Annotated in this window: 13 protein-coding genes and 2 tRNA genes; 3 read left to right on the forward strand and 12 right to left on the reverse strand. The window is 61.8% G+C overall.

From position 1 onward, the window contains the following. Window positions 1-38 precede the first annotated feature (38 nt). The 12 genes from AB3G31_RS15400 to uvrC all read right to left on the reverse strand — a co-directional run bounded on the left by AB3G31_RS15400 (window position 39) and on the right by uvrC (window position 12,327). A complete protein-coding gene (locus tag AB3G31_RS15400; RefSeq protein WP_367846961.1) occupies window positions 39-593 on the reverse strand; it encodes a DUF1439 domain-containing protein in 555 nt (184 codons plus the stop codon). Then, window positions 593-1,552, reverse strand: a complete 960-nt coding sequence (locus AB3G31_RS15405; RefSeq protein WP_367846962.1) for a sigma-70 family RNA polymerase sigma factor — start codon at window positions 1,550-1,552, stop codon at window positions 593-595. The genes AB3G31_RS15400 and AB3G31_RS15405 overlap by 1 nt, the downstream gene beginning before the upstream one ends. Before the next feature lie 5 nt (window positions 1,553-1,557). Beyond that, window positions 1,558-2,466, reverse strand: coding sequence for a peptidoglycan DD-metalloendopeptidase family protein (locus tag AB3G31_RS15410; RefSeq protein ID WP_367846963.1), 909 nt, complete (start codon window positions 2,464-2,466; stop codon window positions 1,558-1,560). A gap of 67 nt (window positions 2,467-2,533) precedes the next feature. After that, window positions 2,534-3,340 carry a protein-L-isoaspartate(D-aspartate) O-methyltransferase gene (locus AB3G31_RS15415; protein WP_367846964.1) on the reverse strand — a complete coding sequence of 269 codons (807 nt, stop codon included), beginning with the start codon at window positions 3,338-3,340 and terminating at the stop codon, window positions 2,534-2,536. Continuing rightward, window positions 3,341-4,102 carry a 5'/3'-nucleotidase SurE gene (surE, locus tag AB3G31_RS15420; protein WP_367846965.1) on the reverse strand — a complete coding sequence of 254 codons (762 nt, stop codon included), beginning with the start codon at window positions 4,100-4,102 and terminating at the stop codon, window positions 3,341-3,343. A 65-nt stretch (window positions 4,103-4,167) separates the two neighbouring features. Next, entirely contained in the window at window positions 4,168-6,723 is a 2,556-nt protein-coding gene (locus tag AB3G31_RS15425) for an EAL domain-containing protein (protein WP_367846966.1), read from the reverse strand. Window positions 6,724-6,946: 223 nt separating this feature from the next. After that, window positions 6,947-7,022 (reverse strand) — tRNA-His (locus AB3G31_RS15430). A gap of 41 nt (window positions 7,023-7,063) precedes the next feature. Further along, complete coding sequence (locus AB3G31_RS15435) at window positions 7,064-8,989, reverse strand: SurA N-terminal domain-containing protein (RefSeq protein WP_367846967.1); 1,926 nt, start codon at window positions 8,987-8,989, stop codon at window positions 7,064-7,066. Between the two features lie 91 nt (window positions 8,990-9,080). Then, window positions 9,081-9,156 (reverse strand) — tRNA-Val (locus AB3G31_RS15440). A gap of 17 nt (window positions 9,157-9,173) precedes the next feature. Further along, a complete protein-coding gene (locus AB3G31_RS15445) occupies window positions 9,174-9,446 on the reverse strand; it encodes an HU family DNA-binding protein (RefSeq protein ID WP_295957592.1) in 273 nt (90 codons plus the stop codon). A 303-nt stretch (window positions 9,447-9,749) separates the two neighbouring features. After that, window positions 9,750-10,316, reverse strand: a complete 567-nt coding sequence (pgsA, locus tag AB3G31_RS15450) for a CDP-diacylglycerol--glycerol-3-phosphate 3-phosphatidyltransferase (protein WP_367846968.1) — start codon at window positions 10,314-10,316, stop codon at window positions 9,750-9,752. A 34-nt stretch (window positions 10,317-10,350) separates the two neighbouring features. Next, window positions 10,351-12,327: an excinuclease ABC subunit UvrC gene (uvrC, locus tag AB3G31_RS15455; RefSeq protein WP_367846969.1), complete on the reverse strand. Its 1,977-nt coding sequence runs from the start codon at window positions 12,325-12,327 to the stop codon at window positions 10,351-10,353. Window positions 12,328-12,373: 46 nt separating this feature from the next. On the opposite strand from uvrC, the gene AB3G31_RS15460 reads away from it, so the two are divergent. From AB3G31_RS15460 to efp, 3 genes are all read left to right on the forward strand, one after another. Next, window positions 12,374-12,886, forward strand: coding sequence for a YgjP-like metallopeptidase domain-containing protein (locus AB3G31_RS15460; RefSeq protein ID WP_367846970.1), 513 nt, complete (start codon window positions 12,374-12,376; stop codon window positions 12,884-12,886). Then, the gene (gene earP, locus AB3G31_RS15465) at window positions 12,883-13,980 is read left to right on the forward strand and encodes an elongation factor P maturation arginine rhamnosyltransferase EarP (protein ID WP_367846971.1); all 1,098 of its coding nucleotides are present in this window, start codon (window positions 12,883-12,885) and stop codon (window positions 13,978-13,980) included. The genes AB3G31_RS15460 and earP overlap by 4 nt, the downstream gene beginning before the upstream one ends. Before the next feature lie 111 nt (window positions 13,981-14,091). Then, the gene (gene efp, locus AB3G31_RS15470) at window positions 14,092-14,646 is read left to right on the forward strand and encodes an elongation factor P (protein WP_367846972.1); all 555 of its coding nucleotides are present in this window, start codon (window positions 14,092-14,094) and stop codon (window positions 14,644-14,646) included. Window positions 14,647-14,680 lie beyond the last annotated feature (34 nt).

The raw sequence follows: 14,680 nt of genomic DNA on the forward strand, positions 1-14,680 counted from the left end.
AACAAGCGTGAGCAGCTATTTTTTTGGTAGCAAAACTCTCAGGGTAGCTTTTTCGGGTTCAGGGTGATGCGCAGGCCTGCGGGGGTTACCTCGATGCTGCCGGGCTCATAGCCCCAGCCGTTGACCACCGCCATGTCTTTGGCGCTGACCTGGTGCAGTTTGACACCGTCCAGCACCCGTTCGGCCAGCTGCGGGGCCAGGCCTTGCACCACGGCCTGGTAGCGCTCGGGCACACCGGTGAAGTTCAGGGTATTGACGTGCACATCGGCCATGCGCAGGGTCTGGTCGCTGGGCTCGAACTGCACGGCGTAGTCCACGTCCAGCACACCGTTGAAGACGGCGTGCGTCAGGCGTTCGGTCACCTGCACCTGGATGGCGGTGCCGAGCCGGTTCTGCGTGGGCAGCAGGCGCACCTGCGGGGCCTGGGCCTGCAGCTCAAACAAGGGGCCGAGCCTGCCGCTGTAGGGGAAACGGGCGGCCAGCAGGCTTTGCAACTTGTCCTGGCTGATAACGGTGGTGCGCGGGCCGGGTGCGGCACAGCCAGCCACGGCCACCACAGCGGCCACCACCATCCAACCCCTGATTCTTGGCATCAAAATAAGGCTTCCTTGTGGGTGCCGCTGCGCCCCAGCTGGATGCGGAGTTTGCGCAGCGCTTCGTTCTGGATCTGGCGCACGCGTTCGCGGGTCAGCCCGAGGCGGTCGCTCAGGGTGTCCAGGGTTTCAGGTTCGCGGTTGTGCAGGCCAAAACGACCGTCCAACACCTCGCGCTCGCGCCGGGTCAAGGTGCCAATCCAGCCTTCGATCAAGCGCTCGACTTCATGGGTCTGGGTGGCCGCGGCGGGGTCGGGGGTGTCTTCGTCGGCCAAGGTATCGACGAGGGTCTGGCCATCCTCGCTGCGGTCCATGGCCGCGTCCAGCGAGCGCGGAGACTCGGCCAGCGCCAGCAGCTCGGCCACCTCGTGTGCATCGCGGCCCATCAGCGCGGCAATATCGTCGATACCCACGCCTTCGGGGCGTACGGCGGCAAAGGCCGGGTCCTGCTCCAGGGTACGGCGGGCCCGCAGCACCTGTTGCAACTCGCGCACCACATGCACCGGCAGGCGGATGACGCGGCCCTGCTGCATCACGGCACGCTCAACCGCCTGGCGGATCCACCAGGTCGCGTAGGTAGAGAAGCGAAAGCCGCGCTCGGGCTCAAACTTGTCGATGGAATGCATCAGGCCCAGGTTGCCCTCCTCGATCAGGTCGCCCATGGGCACGCCGCGGCCCAGGTAGAGCTTGGCGATGCTGACGACCAGCCGCAGGTTGTGTTCGATCATGGCCTGGCGGGCCGCAAAGTCCCCGGCGCGGGCCCGGGTGGCCATGTCGAACTCTTCGGTGGGGGTGAACAGCTCGGTACGCCGCACATCGCGCAGGTACATGCTGAGGGTATCGTGGCTGTCGGAACCGTTGGCCAGCCAGGATGCCTGCCCGTTCAGCGCGGGGCTACCGCTCTCGTCGCCCAACGCATCCTCAAGCACAGTTTGGCCGGGCACGTTGGGGGTTTTCATGGCAGTTACCGGTTGGGCAGGTATTTGGCGGGATCGACGGGCTTGCCTTGGCGGCGAATCTCGAAGTGGAGTTTGACACGGTCGGCGTCGCTGCTGCCCATTTCGGCGATTTTCTGGCCCTTGCGTACCGACTGGTCTTCCTTGACCAGCAGGGTCTGGTTGTGGGCGTAGGCGGTCAGGTAGGTGTTGTTGTGCTTGAGGATCAGCAGATTGCCGTAGCCGCGCAAGCCCGCGCCGGCATACACCACCCGGCCATCGGCGGCAGCCAGCACGGCATCACCGGTTTTGCCACCCAGGTCCAAGCCCTTGTTTTTGGCTTCGTCAAAACCGGCAATCAGGTTGCCCGTCGTAGGCCAGATGAAGGCCAGATCGTCCTCGGCGGCTGTGGCGGCAGATGCAGTTGCGGCAGAGGCCGGTGCCACGGGGGCCGACGCTACCGGCTTGGCAGCGGGACTGGCGGCGCTTGCGGGGCTCGAAGCCACCGACGCTGCCGGTGCAGGCACCGCCACCGGGGTCACTGTGCTGGAGGCCACCGGCCGGGTGGTGACGCCGTTTTCGGACGCCACGGCATTGGGCGAAACCACGCGCAGCACCTGGCCGACTTCGATCACGTTGGGGTTGTCCAGCATATTCCAGCGGGCGATGTCTTTCCAGCTTTGGCCGTTGTCCAGGCCGATGCGGATCAGCGTGTCGCCCGGCTTGACGGAGTAGTAACCTGGCTTGCCCGCATTCTCGGCACCGGGCAGGGGTTTGGCGGGCGCGGCGTCGGCGGTGGCCGCAGTGGGCTGCGAGCGGCTGGTGCCACGGTCCTCCACCGGTGCCTTGTGCACATTGGGGCCCGCGCAGCCACCGACCACCACCAAAGCCACCAAACCAACGATCTTCAACCAACCCTGACTGCGCAACGCGTGCATGTGTAATTTCCTAAAAACATGAAATAACCTGCCCGGCCCGGCGTGCTCCGCAGCCCGTGTGTGCAAGTTATGCAATCCCTGATTTTAGAGGGACAAAATGCACGGCTTCGAGTAACTGCTGTTTCAGACCCTGGGCGGTTTTGTCCACCACCACCAGCGCCTGCTTGCCGCCACTGGTCACCATGGGCGCCACCAGCCGCCCGCCCACCGCCAACTGGTCCAGCCAGGCCTGCGGAATCGCATCGCCCCCGGCGGCGGCAATGATGCCCGCATACGGCGCGCCCTTGGCATAGCCCAGCATGCCGTCGCCAAACAGCAGGTGCACATTGGGCAGGCGAAACGGCCGCAAATTGGCCCGGGCCTTGTCGTGCAGGCCGCGCAGGCGCTCAATGCTGTAGACCTCGCGCGCCAGCACGGCCAGCACGGCCGCCTGGTAGCCGCAGCCGGTGCCGATTTCCAGCACCCGGCCCAGCTGCCCGGCCTTGCCCAGCGCCGAGTCCAACAGCAGCTCGCCCATGCGGGCCACCACATTGGGTTTGGAGATGGTCTGGCCCAGGCCGATCGGCAGACTGGTGTCTTCGTAGGCCTGGTTGACCAGGGCGGTATCGACAAAGCGGTGCCGCTCCACCTGGCCCATGGCGCGCAGTACAGGGGCCGACACAATGCCCATGGCCGACAGCTTGTGCACCATGCGGGCCCGCACCGCGTCCGAGTCCATGCCATGGCCCGCCGTGGTTTTAATTTCTAAGCTTTTTTGCGGCCTGGCGCTTGTTGCATCAGCACGAGTAGCTACTGTTTTAATAGCAACCGTCTTGGCCGACGGCGCACCGATGGAGAAGTCCAGCCGGGCCGGAAACGGGGGCCGCTGTGCCATTCAGGCCGCCGCCAGGCGGGACGCCGTTTGCGCCCAGTAGCCCAGGTTGTCGTGGTCGGTCAGGTCCACTTTCAACGGGGTCAGGGTGACGTGGCCCTGCAGGCTGGCGTGGAAGTCGGTGCCCTCGGCATCGTCCTTGGCGGCCCCGGCGCTGCCGATCCAGTACATGGTGTCGCCGCGCGGGCTGTCCATGGTGATGACTTTCTCCGCCGTGTGGCGGCGGCCCAGGCGGCAGACCTTCAGGGGCTTGAGCTGCTCCAGCGGCAGATTGGGGATGTTCACGTTGAGCAGCCACGGCGGCGCACCCTCGTGCTGTTGCCGGGTCAGGCGCAGCACCAGGTCACGCGCGGTCTGGGCGGCGACATCCAGGTGGGCCCAGCCGCCCTGGGTTTGCGAAAACGCAATTGCCGGAATGCCGAACAAATAGCCTTCCATGGCCGCGCCCACTGTGCCCGAATAGATGGTGTCGTCGCCCATGTTGGCACCGTTATTGATGCCCGAGATCACCAGATCAGGCCGGTAGCCCAGCAGGCCGGTCAGGGCAATGTGCACGCAATCCGCCGGGGTGCCGTTCACATAGCGAAAACCATTGGCCGCCCGGTGCACATACAAGGGGGCGTACAGGGTGAGCGCGTTGGACTTGGCGCTGTTGTTGTGCTCGGGCGCAACCACCTCGACCTCGGCCACGTCTTTCAGCGCCTCGTACAACGCCACAATGCCGGGTGCCTGGTAACCGTCGTCGTTGGAAATCAAAATTTTCATAGAACATGCCAAAGTGTTACCGGATTGTAGGGGCCGGGTTACAGCACCCGACACCCGATGTAACACTAAGCCGGCGCAACGACCAGCCCCTGCTGGCGGGCAAACACCTCGGGCCGCAGCGGGCGAGCGAAGTGGTAGCCCTGGGCGTAGGTGCAGTGCAAATGGCGCAGACGCTGGGCAATGTCTTCGGTTTCCACGCCCTCGGCCAGCACGCTCAGGCCCAGGCTCAGGGCCAGTGAAATGATGCCGCGCACAATGGCGGCGTTGTCCGGGTCATCGATCAAATCGCGTACAAACGACTGGTCGATCTTGATTTTGTCGAACTTGATGCGGCGCAGGTACGCAAAGCTGGAATAACCGGTACCAAAGTCGTCGATCGACAGTTTCACCCCCAGGGCTTGCAGGCGGCGCAACACCGCGGTCACGGCCTCGCCGTCATGCAGCAGCACGCTTTCCGTCAGCTCCAACTCCAGCCGATCGGGGGCAATGCCGGACACCTCCAGTGCGGTCTCCACCTGCTTGAGTACCACCCCACGCTGGAACTGGCGGGCCGACAGGTTCACCGCCATGATCAGCTCGGGCTGGCCCGCATCGTGCCAGGCGCGCAACTGCAGGGCAGCGGTTTTCAGCACCCAGCCGCCCAGGGCTTCGATCAGCCCGCAGTCTTCGGCAATGGAAATGAATATGCCGGGGGGAATCGCTCCGCGCTCAGGGTGGTCCCAGCGGCACAGGGCTTCGGCCCCTACCACCCGCCCGCTGGGCAAATGGATCAGTGGCTGGTATTCCAGGCGCAGCGCATTGTTTTCTATCGCCAGGCGCAAGGCAGATTCCAGCCGCAGGCGCTCCAGTGCCACTGCATTCATCGTCGCATTGGCAAACTGGTACGTGCCCCGCCCGCCGCGCTTGGCCGCATACAGGGCCGAATCGGCGCGCCCAAACAAGGCATCAAACTGGTCGCCATCGGCTGGAAACATGGCGATTCCGGCGGAGATCGACACATTTACCGGCATATCCGCCAAAACCATGGTCTGCCCTACGGCATCCATCAATGCCGTCACCATGTGGGCGGCATCGGCTGTGCCCTGCACATTGCGCAGCAAAATCAGGAATTCGTCGCCGCTCAAACGCCCCACCACCGAGCGCTCATCGGCAAACTGGCTCAGCCGCAGACCCACTTCGCGCAGCATCTGATCGCCAGCCGCGTGGCCCAATGAATCGTTCAGGGTCTTGAAGTTGTCCACATCGATAACGATCATGGCCACCTGCTCGTGCGTGGTCTTGGCATGCTTGAGCACCAGGGTGGAGCGCAAAGCCACCTGGGCACGGTTGGGCAGGCCGGTGATCACGTCCTGGCTGGACAGATAGGCAATTTTTTCTTCGGCCGCCTTGCGCGAACTCAGATCGGAAAAAGCCGCCACGTAGTGCGTCACTTCGCCATGCGTCCGCCGGTGCAGGGCCGACAGGCTGAGCCATTGCGGATACACCTCCCCGTTTTTACGGCGGTTCCATATCTCGCCCGTCCAGCGTCCTTCTTCGGCTAAAACCTTCCACATCTGCTGGAAAAACGCCGCGTCGTGCTGTCCGGATGCCAGCAGCTTCGGGTCATTTCCCAAAACCTCGCTGGCCTGGTAGCCGGTAATTTCGGTAAAGGCGCCGTTCACCATGATGATGCGATTGGATTCATCGGTGACGATGATGCCGTCGGTGCTTTGCTCCAGCACCCGCCCCGCCAACTCCAGCTTGGTGGCGGCAATGCGTTGGTCGGTGATGTCACGGCGCACCATCAGCAGGTGCATGCGCTGGCCACGCCGCCCGAAGGTGGGCACCCGCACCACATCCAGCCAGCGCAAATTACCTTGGCCGTCATCGGCTACTTCCTGCATGTGCGAGGCCCGGCCCGACTGCCAGGTGGCCTCGTCCGTCAGCGCGCTCTGGCGCAGGCTGTCCCCTTGGGGATGGTCGCGGTCGGCAATCTCCAGATTGGTGTAACCGTAGGCCTCTTGCTCGGTCAACCCCAGCACGGCCAGCGCGGCAGGGTTGGTCAACAGCCAGCGCCCTTCGCCGTCCTTAAGGTAGACCATATCGGGCAAATGCCGAAACACCGAGCCCAGCAATTTGTCGCGGTCGCGCAGCAAGCGGTCCGACTCGGAGCGGGCCGTGACATCCAAACCCACGCACCAGACCACATCGGGCTGGGATATGGCACGCAAGCCATCGATGCTGGACCAGGCGATGCGCCGCTTATCACCCGACTTGGTTGTCAGCGTCCACTCCACATTCCTGAAACTGTCGCCCAATTCCAGAAAATCGGCCAGCTTGCGCGACAGGTACGAGGTTTCCGGATACAGCCACTGCAGGGCCTCAGGGTGGTCCACCAGTTCATCGCTGGTGTAACCCGACACCGACGCGCACTCGTGGTTCCAATAAGTGATGGTGCGGCGGACCCGCAAATCCATCGCACTGACCAGCACCGGCAAGCCATCCAACACAGCCAGAATCTGCGGCGACACCACAGCCCCCCCCGGCGCCGTAACCCGCCCCGCGACAAACGCGCGCAGGTTTACAGCATCATCCTCCAGCGGGGTGTGGTCAATACGAGAGCTGGGGCGCGTGGTTTCCACTCAGGGTTCCTACAGAGACGGTGGTGATAAGACAGGTAGACCGTCTTCAAAACTGTATGCGATACAGCCGTCCATATTAGTACACACAGCCCTGCTTTTTCACAACCGACCAAAAAGCAATGCGGTGCACAAGGCGATGCCCCCTTGCACCGTGCATTGCCCAGCAAACAAAAAAGGGCGCTACCTAAAAGGTAGCGCCCTTGCATTGAAACCAACATATAAGTGGGGTGGCTGAAGGGGCTCGAACCCTCGACAACAGGAATCACAATCCTGGACTCTACCAACTGAGCTACAGCCACCGTAGCTTCATATTATAGCTTGAATTTTCGCAATTAAGCCATCATCCTGCATCAATACCAGTTTTGGCTGCCGGTTTGGCCACGTTGATCTTGACCTTGAAGCGTTCTTTCAGCGTGTTGTAGTAGGCACGGCTCTCGGCACCGGCCCAGCCCTGGCTGTACTGCTCACGGCCTTGCTTGAGCAGGGCATCGGCTGGCACATCACGCGGCACCAGTTTGTTGATCTTGGCAATGGCGTAACCCTGCTCACCCAGATCCGTGCCCACCCAGGCTGGCAGGCTGGACAGATCGGCCCGCAGGGCGGCATTGACGACCTGTACCGGTTGCTGCTGGGCGTTTTCACGCGACAGCAGCAATGGTGCGGACAAAGTCGCAGTACCCGGATTGGCCTTCCAGGCCACGAGTTTTTCCAGGCCCTCCTTTTTTGCCAACTCGGTTGCACGTGCCCCCACCACCCGTACCCGCACCTGGTCTTTGACTTCGGCAAAAGGCAGTGTGTGCGCAGCCGTGTACTGGGTGATACGCCCGGCCACCAGTTGGTTGGGCGCGGTTTCTACCGCTTCGGTGTTGCGCTTCTTCTCGATGGAGTCGGAAGAGAAAATCGCATTCAGAAACTTGGCATTGGCCAACACGCCTTTGGCGCCGGGCGCAGGCGTGCGGGACAGCGATGCGGTCTGGACATTCAGCTTGAGGCGATCCGCCACCGACTTGAGACTGTCAGCCTGTTCATACACGCCGTTGGTAAACGCATCGGCAGCTTCGGCAAACTTGGCCGGGGCTTGCTGGTTCTTCAGCTCGGCTTCCAGTTCGGGGCGCATCTCCTCAAAGCTACGCTGTTTGGGGGCGCGGATGTCGGTCAGTTGGATGATGTGGAAGCCAAAATCCGACTCCACGATGTCGCTGATGTCCCCCTTCTTCAATGCGAAGGCGGCATCTTCAAATGGCTTGACCATGGCACCACGGCCAAAATAATCCAGGTCGCCGCCCTTCACGGCCGAGCCGGTATCTTGCGAGTTCTTTTTGGCCACTTCGGCAAAACTGGCCGGGTTCTTTTTGACCTGGGCCAGCAGTTCTTCGGCCTTGGCGCGGGCTTTTTTGCGTTCGTCGGCCGGGGCATCCTTGGGCGCATTGACCAGAATGTGGCTGGCACGGCGCTCTTCCTTGCCAGCCAGACGATCGGCGTTCTCTTTGAAATAGGTTTTCAGGTCCTGCTCGTTGGGCTGGATGCCTTTTTTCACGGCATCCATGTCCAATACGGCGTATTCGATGGTCGCTTGTTCCGGTGCCTGGAACAAGGCCGGGTGGTCTTTGTACCAGGACTCCAGTTCTGCATCGGTGGGGCTAACCTTGGCGGCAAAATCGGCGGTCTTGAACAGGGCCACTTGCACTTCACGTTTTTCAAACAGGGCATTCAGCGCAACATCCGCTTCAGCGCCCGAACTGAACGCCGTACCCGCCACGCCCGCCACCACCTGGCGTTGCGACAGGTCGGTACGCACCCGGGCTTCAAACATGGCCGGGGTCATATTCTGCGCAGCCAGCAACTGGCTGTAGCGCGCCATGTCCAGTGAACCGTCGGGATTGCGCAGCGACGCGATGGTCGGGTCTTCTTGCAAGCTGCGGGCCAGGCGGCTGTCGCTGGTGACCAGGTGGAACTTGTCGGCGGCAGCGGCCAGTACGCGCTGCTGCACCAGGTTTTCCAGCGTGGCGTAGCGCGCTTCCGGTGAGTCCAGCAATTTGGGGTCTGTACCGGGCTGGGCGGCCATGATGCGTTGCACCTCGGTACGGTGGGCGTTGTCCCAATCGGCCTGCTTGATTTCTTGCCCGGCCACCTTGGCCACCGTATCGCCGCCTTCATTAAAGCGCCGAAAGCTCTCCTTGCCACCCACCAGAATAAAGGCCGGGATGATCAGCAAGAACATCAAGCCCATCATGATCTTGGTGTGCTTGCGGACGAAATCAAACATGGCAGAACTCTTTTGAAAAACACGATGGGCACGACGCCCATGCTTAAAAACAAAAAAGGCGAACAATCTGTTCGCCTTTGCCGGGTGGGGGTGGTGGGTGCTGACGGGCTCGAACCGCCGACCTACGCCGTGTAAGGGCGCTGCTCTACCAACTGAGCTAAGCACCCCACCTGAAACACAAACCTCAGTTCAACGCATCTTTCAATGCTTTGCCTGGGCGAAATTTGGGAACCTTAGCGGCCTTGATTTTAATCGCATCGCCGGTGCGGGGATTGCGCCCGGCCCGTGCGGCACGCTTGCCCACCGCAAAGGTGCCGAATCCTACCAGGGACACGGTGCCGCCTTTTTTCAGCGTCGTTTTGACCGCGCTGATGGTGGATTCCAAAGCGCGTGTAGCCGCTGCTTTGGAGATGTCAGCATGCTTTGCGATGTGTTCAATCAATTCCGTTTTGTTCACAAGGAGCCCCTCGCTCAAATTTATTCAGACCACGATATTCAAAAATTTTCGCCTGTACTGCAGACTGCAGTGCGCAGAAGACAAGACAGAAAAAAACGAAACTTTGTAGCAACCACTGCTTAGACAATTAAAACCATGGGCTTGCATGGTATCAATCCGGCAAACTGCATTCAAGCGGCGCGGAGGCGGATTCTAGACCGTTTTTGGCCCGGTCTCTGAACCCCCGCGACACTTTTTAAATCGGCCCTGCCAAGCGGCCAAACCGGCCTCTGGCCCGCACCAGCACTGTGCAGCCGACATTCTTCACTTCGTCCGCGCCCGAATTTCAGGCAACGCTTTTTGTAGATAGTAAACCATTGACCAGATGGTCAGGACCGCCGAAACCCAGATCAGCCAGACACCCCACAGGTGCGTATCCACCACCCCGAACAAACGTCCGTCGTATAGCAAAAATGGAATCGCCACCATTTGCGAGACGGTCTTGAGTTTGCCAATCATGTGCACCGCCACGCTTTTGGATGCGCCAATCTGCGCCATCCATTCGCGCAGAGCCGAGATGGCGATTTCGCGGCCAATGATGATCAACGCCACGAACACATCGGCGCGGCCCAGGTGCACCAGCACCAGCACACAGGCACAGACCAAAAACTTGTCTGCCACCGGATCCAAAAAGGCTCCAAACGACGACGTCTGGTTCAGCTTGCGGGCCAAATATCCGTCCAGCCAGTCGGTGGCGGCAAACACCACGAACATCACCGTGGCCACCAGGTTGCGGCTCGCCTCGCTGATGGGCAGGTAAAAAACACCAATGATCAAAGGGATCGCGACGATGCGCGTCCAGGTCATGATGGTGGGGATGGTCCAAAACATGGCTTGATTGTGTCATGCCGCCAGCACGGCCAGATCAGCGCAGTGCACGGTATATTTCTTCGGCCAATTCACGTGAAATGCCGTCAACTTTGGCGATATCGTCTACACCCGCAGCCGCCACGCCCCGGATGCCGCCGAACCGCTGCAACAGGCTGGCGCGCTTTTTCGGGCCGATGCCCGCTATGTCCTCCAGCTTGCTGCCGCCCACGCGGACCTTGGCGCGCTGGGCCCGCATGCCGGTGATGGCGAAACGGTGGGCTTCGTCGCGGATCTGGGCGACCAGCATCAACGCCGCCGAATCACGGGCCAGGGTGGCTTTGGTTCGGCCGTCGGCAAATACCAATTCCTCCAGCCCCACCTTGCGGCCTTCGCCCTTTTCCACCCCGACGATCAGCCCCAGATCCAGCCCCAGCGACTCGAAAACTGCCTTGGCCATAGACACCTGGCCCTTGCCGCCGTCGACCAGCACCAGGTCGGGCATACGCCCAGCGGGGGGCTCGGCAGGGGCTTCGGCCTGCACGCCAAACTTGCTGTAGCGCCGCGTCAGCACCTGGCGCATGGCGGCGTAATCGTCGCCCGGCGTGATGCCTTCGATCTTGTAGCGGCGGTACTCCGAGTTCTGCATCTTGTGCTGCTGGAACACTACGCAGGAGGCCTGGGTGGCTTCTCCGGCAGTGTGTGAAATATCGAAACACTCGATACGCAAAGTATCCAGGTCGTCAGGCGCCAGGTCCAGCGCATCCACCAGGGCCCGGGTGCGGGCCTGCTGCGAGCCTTCTTCGGCCAGCAGGCGGGCGAGTTGCAGACCGGCATTTTTCTGGGCCATTTCCTGCCACACGCGGCGCTGCTCGCGCGGGTTGTGCACCGCAGTCACCTTGACCCCGCTTTGCGACGACAAGGCATCCAGCAAGGCCTTGCCGACCGGGACGCTGGTGATCAGGGCCGGGGGGATCGGAATTTCGATGTAGTGCTGGGCGATGAAGGCCTCCAGCACCTGCACCTCCACCGTCTGGACGACCTCTTCGCCCTCCACATCCACACTGCCCATGAAAAATGCGTCTTCCACGTGGGTGGGAAAGTAGGCCCGGTCACCCAGATGCCGCCCGCCGCGCACCATGGCCAGGTTGACGCAGGCGCGGCCACCCTGCACCTTCACGGCCAGGATGTCCACATCCTTGTCGGACACGTTGTCCACCGACTGCTGGTGCAGCACGGTAGACAGGGCGCTCATCTGGTTGCGCAGCTCGGCTGCCTGCTCGAATTCCAGCTGGTCGGCGTGCGCCATCATGCGGACTTCCAGCGCCTGCAGGACCTGCTGGGTCTCGCCGTCCAAAAATTTTTCGGCATTCAGCACGTCCTGTGCATAGTCTTGCGGCGACACCAAATTGACGCAGGGGCCGGAGCAGCGCTTGATCTGGTAGAGCAAACAGGGCCGGGTGCGGTTGTTGAACACGGTGTCTTCGCAGGTGCGCAGGCGGAACACCTTTTGCAACAGCTGGATCGACTCCTTCACCGCCCAGGCGCTGGGGAACGGGCCAAAGTAACGGTGCTTCTTTTCCACCGATCCCCGGTAATAGGCCACCCGCGGGAAGGTCACCGCGCTGGCCTCGGCCAAGCCCGGCGAGGAAGCCGGCAAGGCGGTGATCTTCAAATACGGGTAGCTCTTGTCGTCACGAAACAAGATGTTGTACTTGGGGTGCAGCGTCTTGATGAGGTTGTTTTCCAGCAGCAGGGCTTCGGCCTCGGAACGCACCACGGTCGTCTGCATGCGGGCGATCTTGCTGACCATGTGGCCAATACGGGTGCCACCGTGGTCGCGCTGAAAATAGGTGGTGACGCGCTTCTTGAGATTCTTGGCCTTGCCGACGTACAGCACGGTACCTTCCGCATCAAAGTAGCGGTATACGCCGGGCAAGGCGGGCAAGGCAGCGACTTCACTGAGCAACTGCTCGGAGTGGACGGGCGCTACGGACGGCGCTTCAGGCGGTTCAACAGGATTAATCTCGGACATAGCCTGTATTGTGGACAATCCTGGGTTGCGCTCCCTCTTTTGCCCCATGAATCCCCTGAAATACCTGTCCGCCTACCCGGCCCACGTCACCGCCCAGGTGCAGCAACTGCTGGCCGACGACAAGCTGGGTGCGCTGCTGCTCAAAAAATACCCGCGCGCCCACAGCGTGCGCACCGACAAAGCCTTGTTCGAGTATGTGATGGACCTCAAAACCCAGCACCTGCGCAACGCCGCCCCCATCAACAAAGTGGGCTTTGATGCCAAGCTGCACGTCTACCACCACGCGCTGGGCACGCACACCACCGTGTCGCGGGTGCAGGGCAACAAGCTCAAGACCAAGCACGAAATCCGCATCGCCACCCTGTTCAAGGACGTGCCCGACCCCTTCTTGAAAATGATCGCCGTGCACGAGCTGGCGCACCTGAAGGAGCGCAACCACGACAAACCCTTCTACCAGCTCTGCACCTATATGGAGCCCGACTACCACCAGCTCGAATTCGACGTGCGCCTGTACCTGACCCACATCGACGCCTGCGGCAAACTGGACTGGCCCACGTGACACCGCCGCGCTGGGACATCTTCTGCGAGGTGATCGACAACTTTGGCGACATCGGCGTGTGCTGGCGGCTCAGTGCGGACCTGGCAGCGCGCGGCGTGCAGGTGCGGCTGTGGGTGGACGATCCCGCAGCCCTGGCCTGGATGGTCCCGCAGGGCTGCCCCGGCGTGGAGGTGCGTCTTTGGACCCAACCGTTGGCGGTGCACAACCTGGCCCCCAGCGACGTGTGGGTGGAAGCCTTCGGCTGCACCATTGCTCCTGAATTCGTAGCTGCTTGCGCCCACCACACCAGCGCAAACGGCCTAAAACCCTTGTGGATCAATCTGGAATACCTGTCGGCCGAAGCCTATGTGGAACGCTGCCACGCCCTGCCCTCGCTGGTACGCGACGGCCCGGCGCAGGGTAGGCAGAAGTGGTTTTTTTACCCGGGTTTTACAACCCGCACCGGGGGTCTGCTGCGCGAGGCGGACCTGGCACAGCGGCAAGCCGACTTCGATGCGCAGGCCTGGTTGCGCTTGCACGGCCTACCGGATCGGCAAATGGGCGAGCAGATCGTCAGCCTGTTCTGCTACGAGCCGCCAGCCTTGGCCGCACTGCTGGAACAGCTTGCCGGTGCTGAAACCCCCACCCGCCTGCTCGTCACCGCCGGTCGGGCGACCCAGGCCGTGCAGGCTGCACTTTTAGATAAAAAGTGGCTCCAGCGCCCATTCCATCAGCGTGAGAAGCTATCAATTTCATACATTCCCGCCCTGAGCCAGCGCGACTTCGACCACCTGCTGTGGGCCAGCGACTGCAACCTGGTGCGCGGCGAAGATTCGCTGGTCCGGGCGATCTGGGCCGGTAAGCCCTTCGTCTGGCAGATCTACCCGCAAGACGACGCCGCCCACCACGCCAAGCTGGAAGCCTTTCTGGACATGGCCCAGGCCCCGGCCACTTTGCGGCAATTCCACCGGGTGTGGAATGGGCTGCAAGCCAGCTCCCTGCCCGCCTTGGCGCTGCAAGGCTGGAGCCCATGGGCCCAGACTTTGCGTACCCGGTTGGCGCAGCAGGCCGACCTGGTGACCCAGCTGCTCCAATTCAACCCCGAAACCGGCTAAAATCCAGGGCTTTGCCCAAATGGGCTGCTTTGGCAAACGCGATGTTTTGCCCTACCCGCCGCAGACATCTTCCTTGAGAAGCATTGAGCGGCCCTCACCCCAGAAAATGCTATGAAAATCGCCCAAGATATCCGCGCTGGCAACGTCATCATGCACGGCAAAGACCCGATGGTCGTCCTGAAAACCGAATACAGCCGTGGCGGCCGCAACTCCGCCACCGTGCGCATGAAGCTCAAAAGCCTGATCGCCAACTTCAACACCGAACAGGTGTTCAAAGCCGACGACAAGCTCGACCAGGTCATCCTCGACAAGAAAGAGTGCACCTACTCCTACTTTGCCGAACCCATGTACATCTGCATGGACACCGAGTACAACCAGTACGAAGTCGAAGCCGAAAACATGGGCGACGCCCTGAACTACCTGGAAGACGGTATGGAACTGGAAGTCGTGTTCTACGACGGCAAGGCCATCTCGGTCGAGTTGCCCACCAGCGTGCAGCGCGAAATCACCTGGACCGAGCCCGCCGTCAAGGGCGACACGTCCGGCAAGGTGCTCAAGCCCGCCAAGATTGCCACCGGCTTCGAGTTCGGCGTGCCGATCTTCGTGGCCCAGGGCGACAAGGTCGAAATCGACACCCGCACTGGCGAATACCGTAAACGGGTCTGATCACGGCTCCCCAGCAAAAGGCTCCTTCGGGAGC

Origin of the sequence: Rhodoferax sp. WC2427, assembly GCF_040822085.1 — a bacterium.
GTDB lineage: Bacteria > Pseudomonadota > Gammaproteobacteria > Burkholderiales > Burkholderiaceae_C > Rhodoferax_B.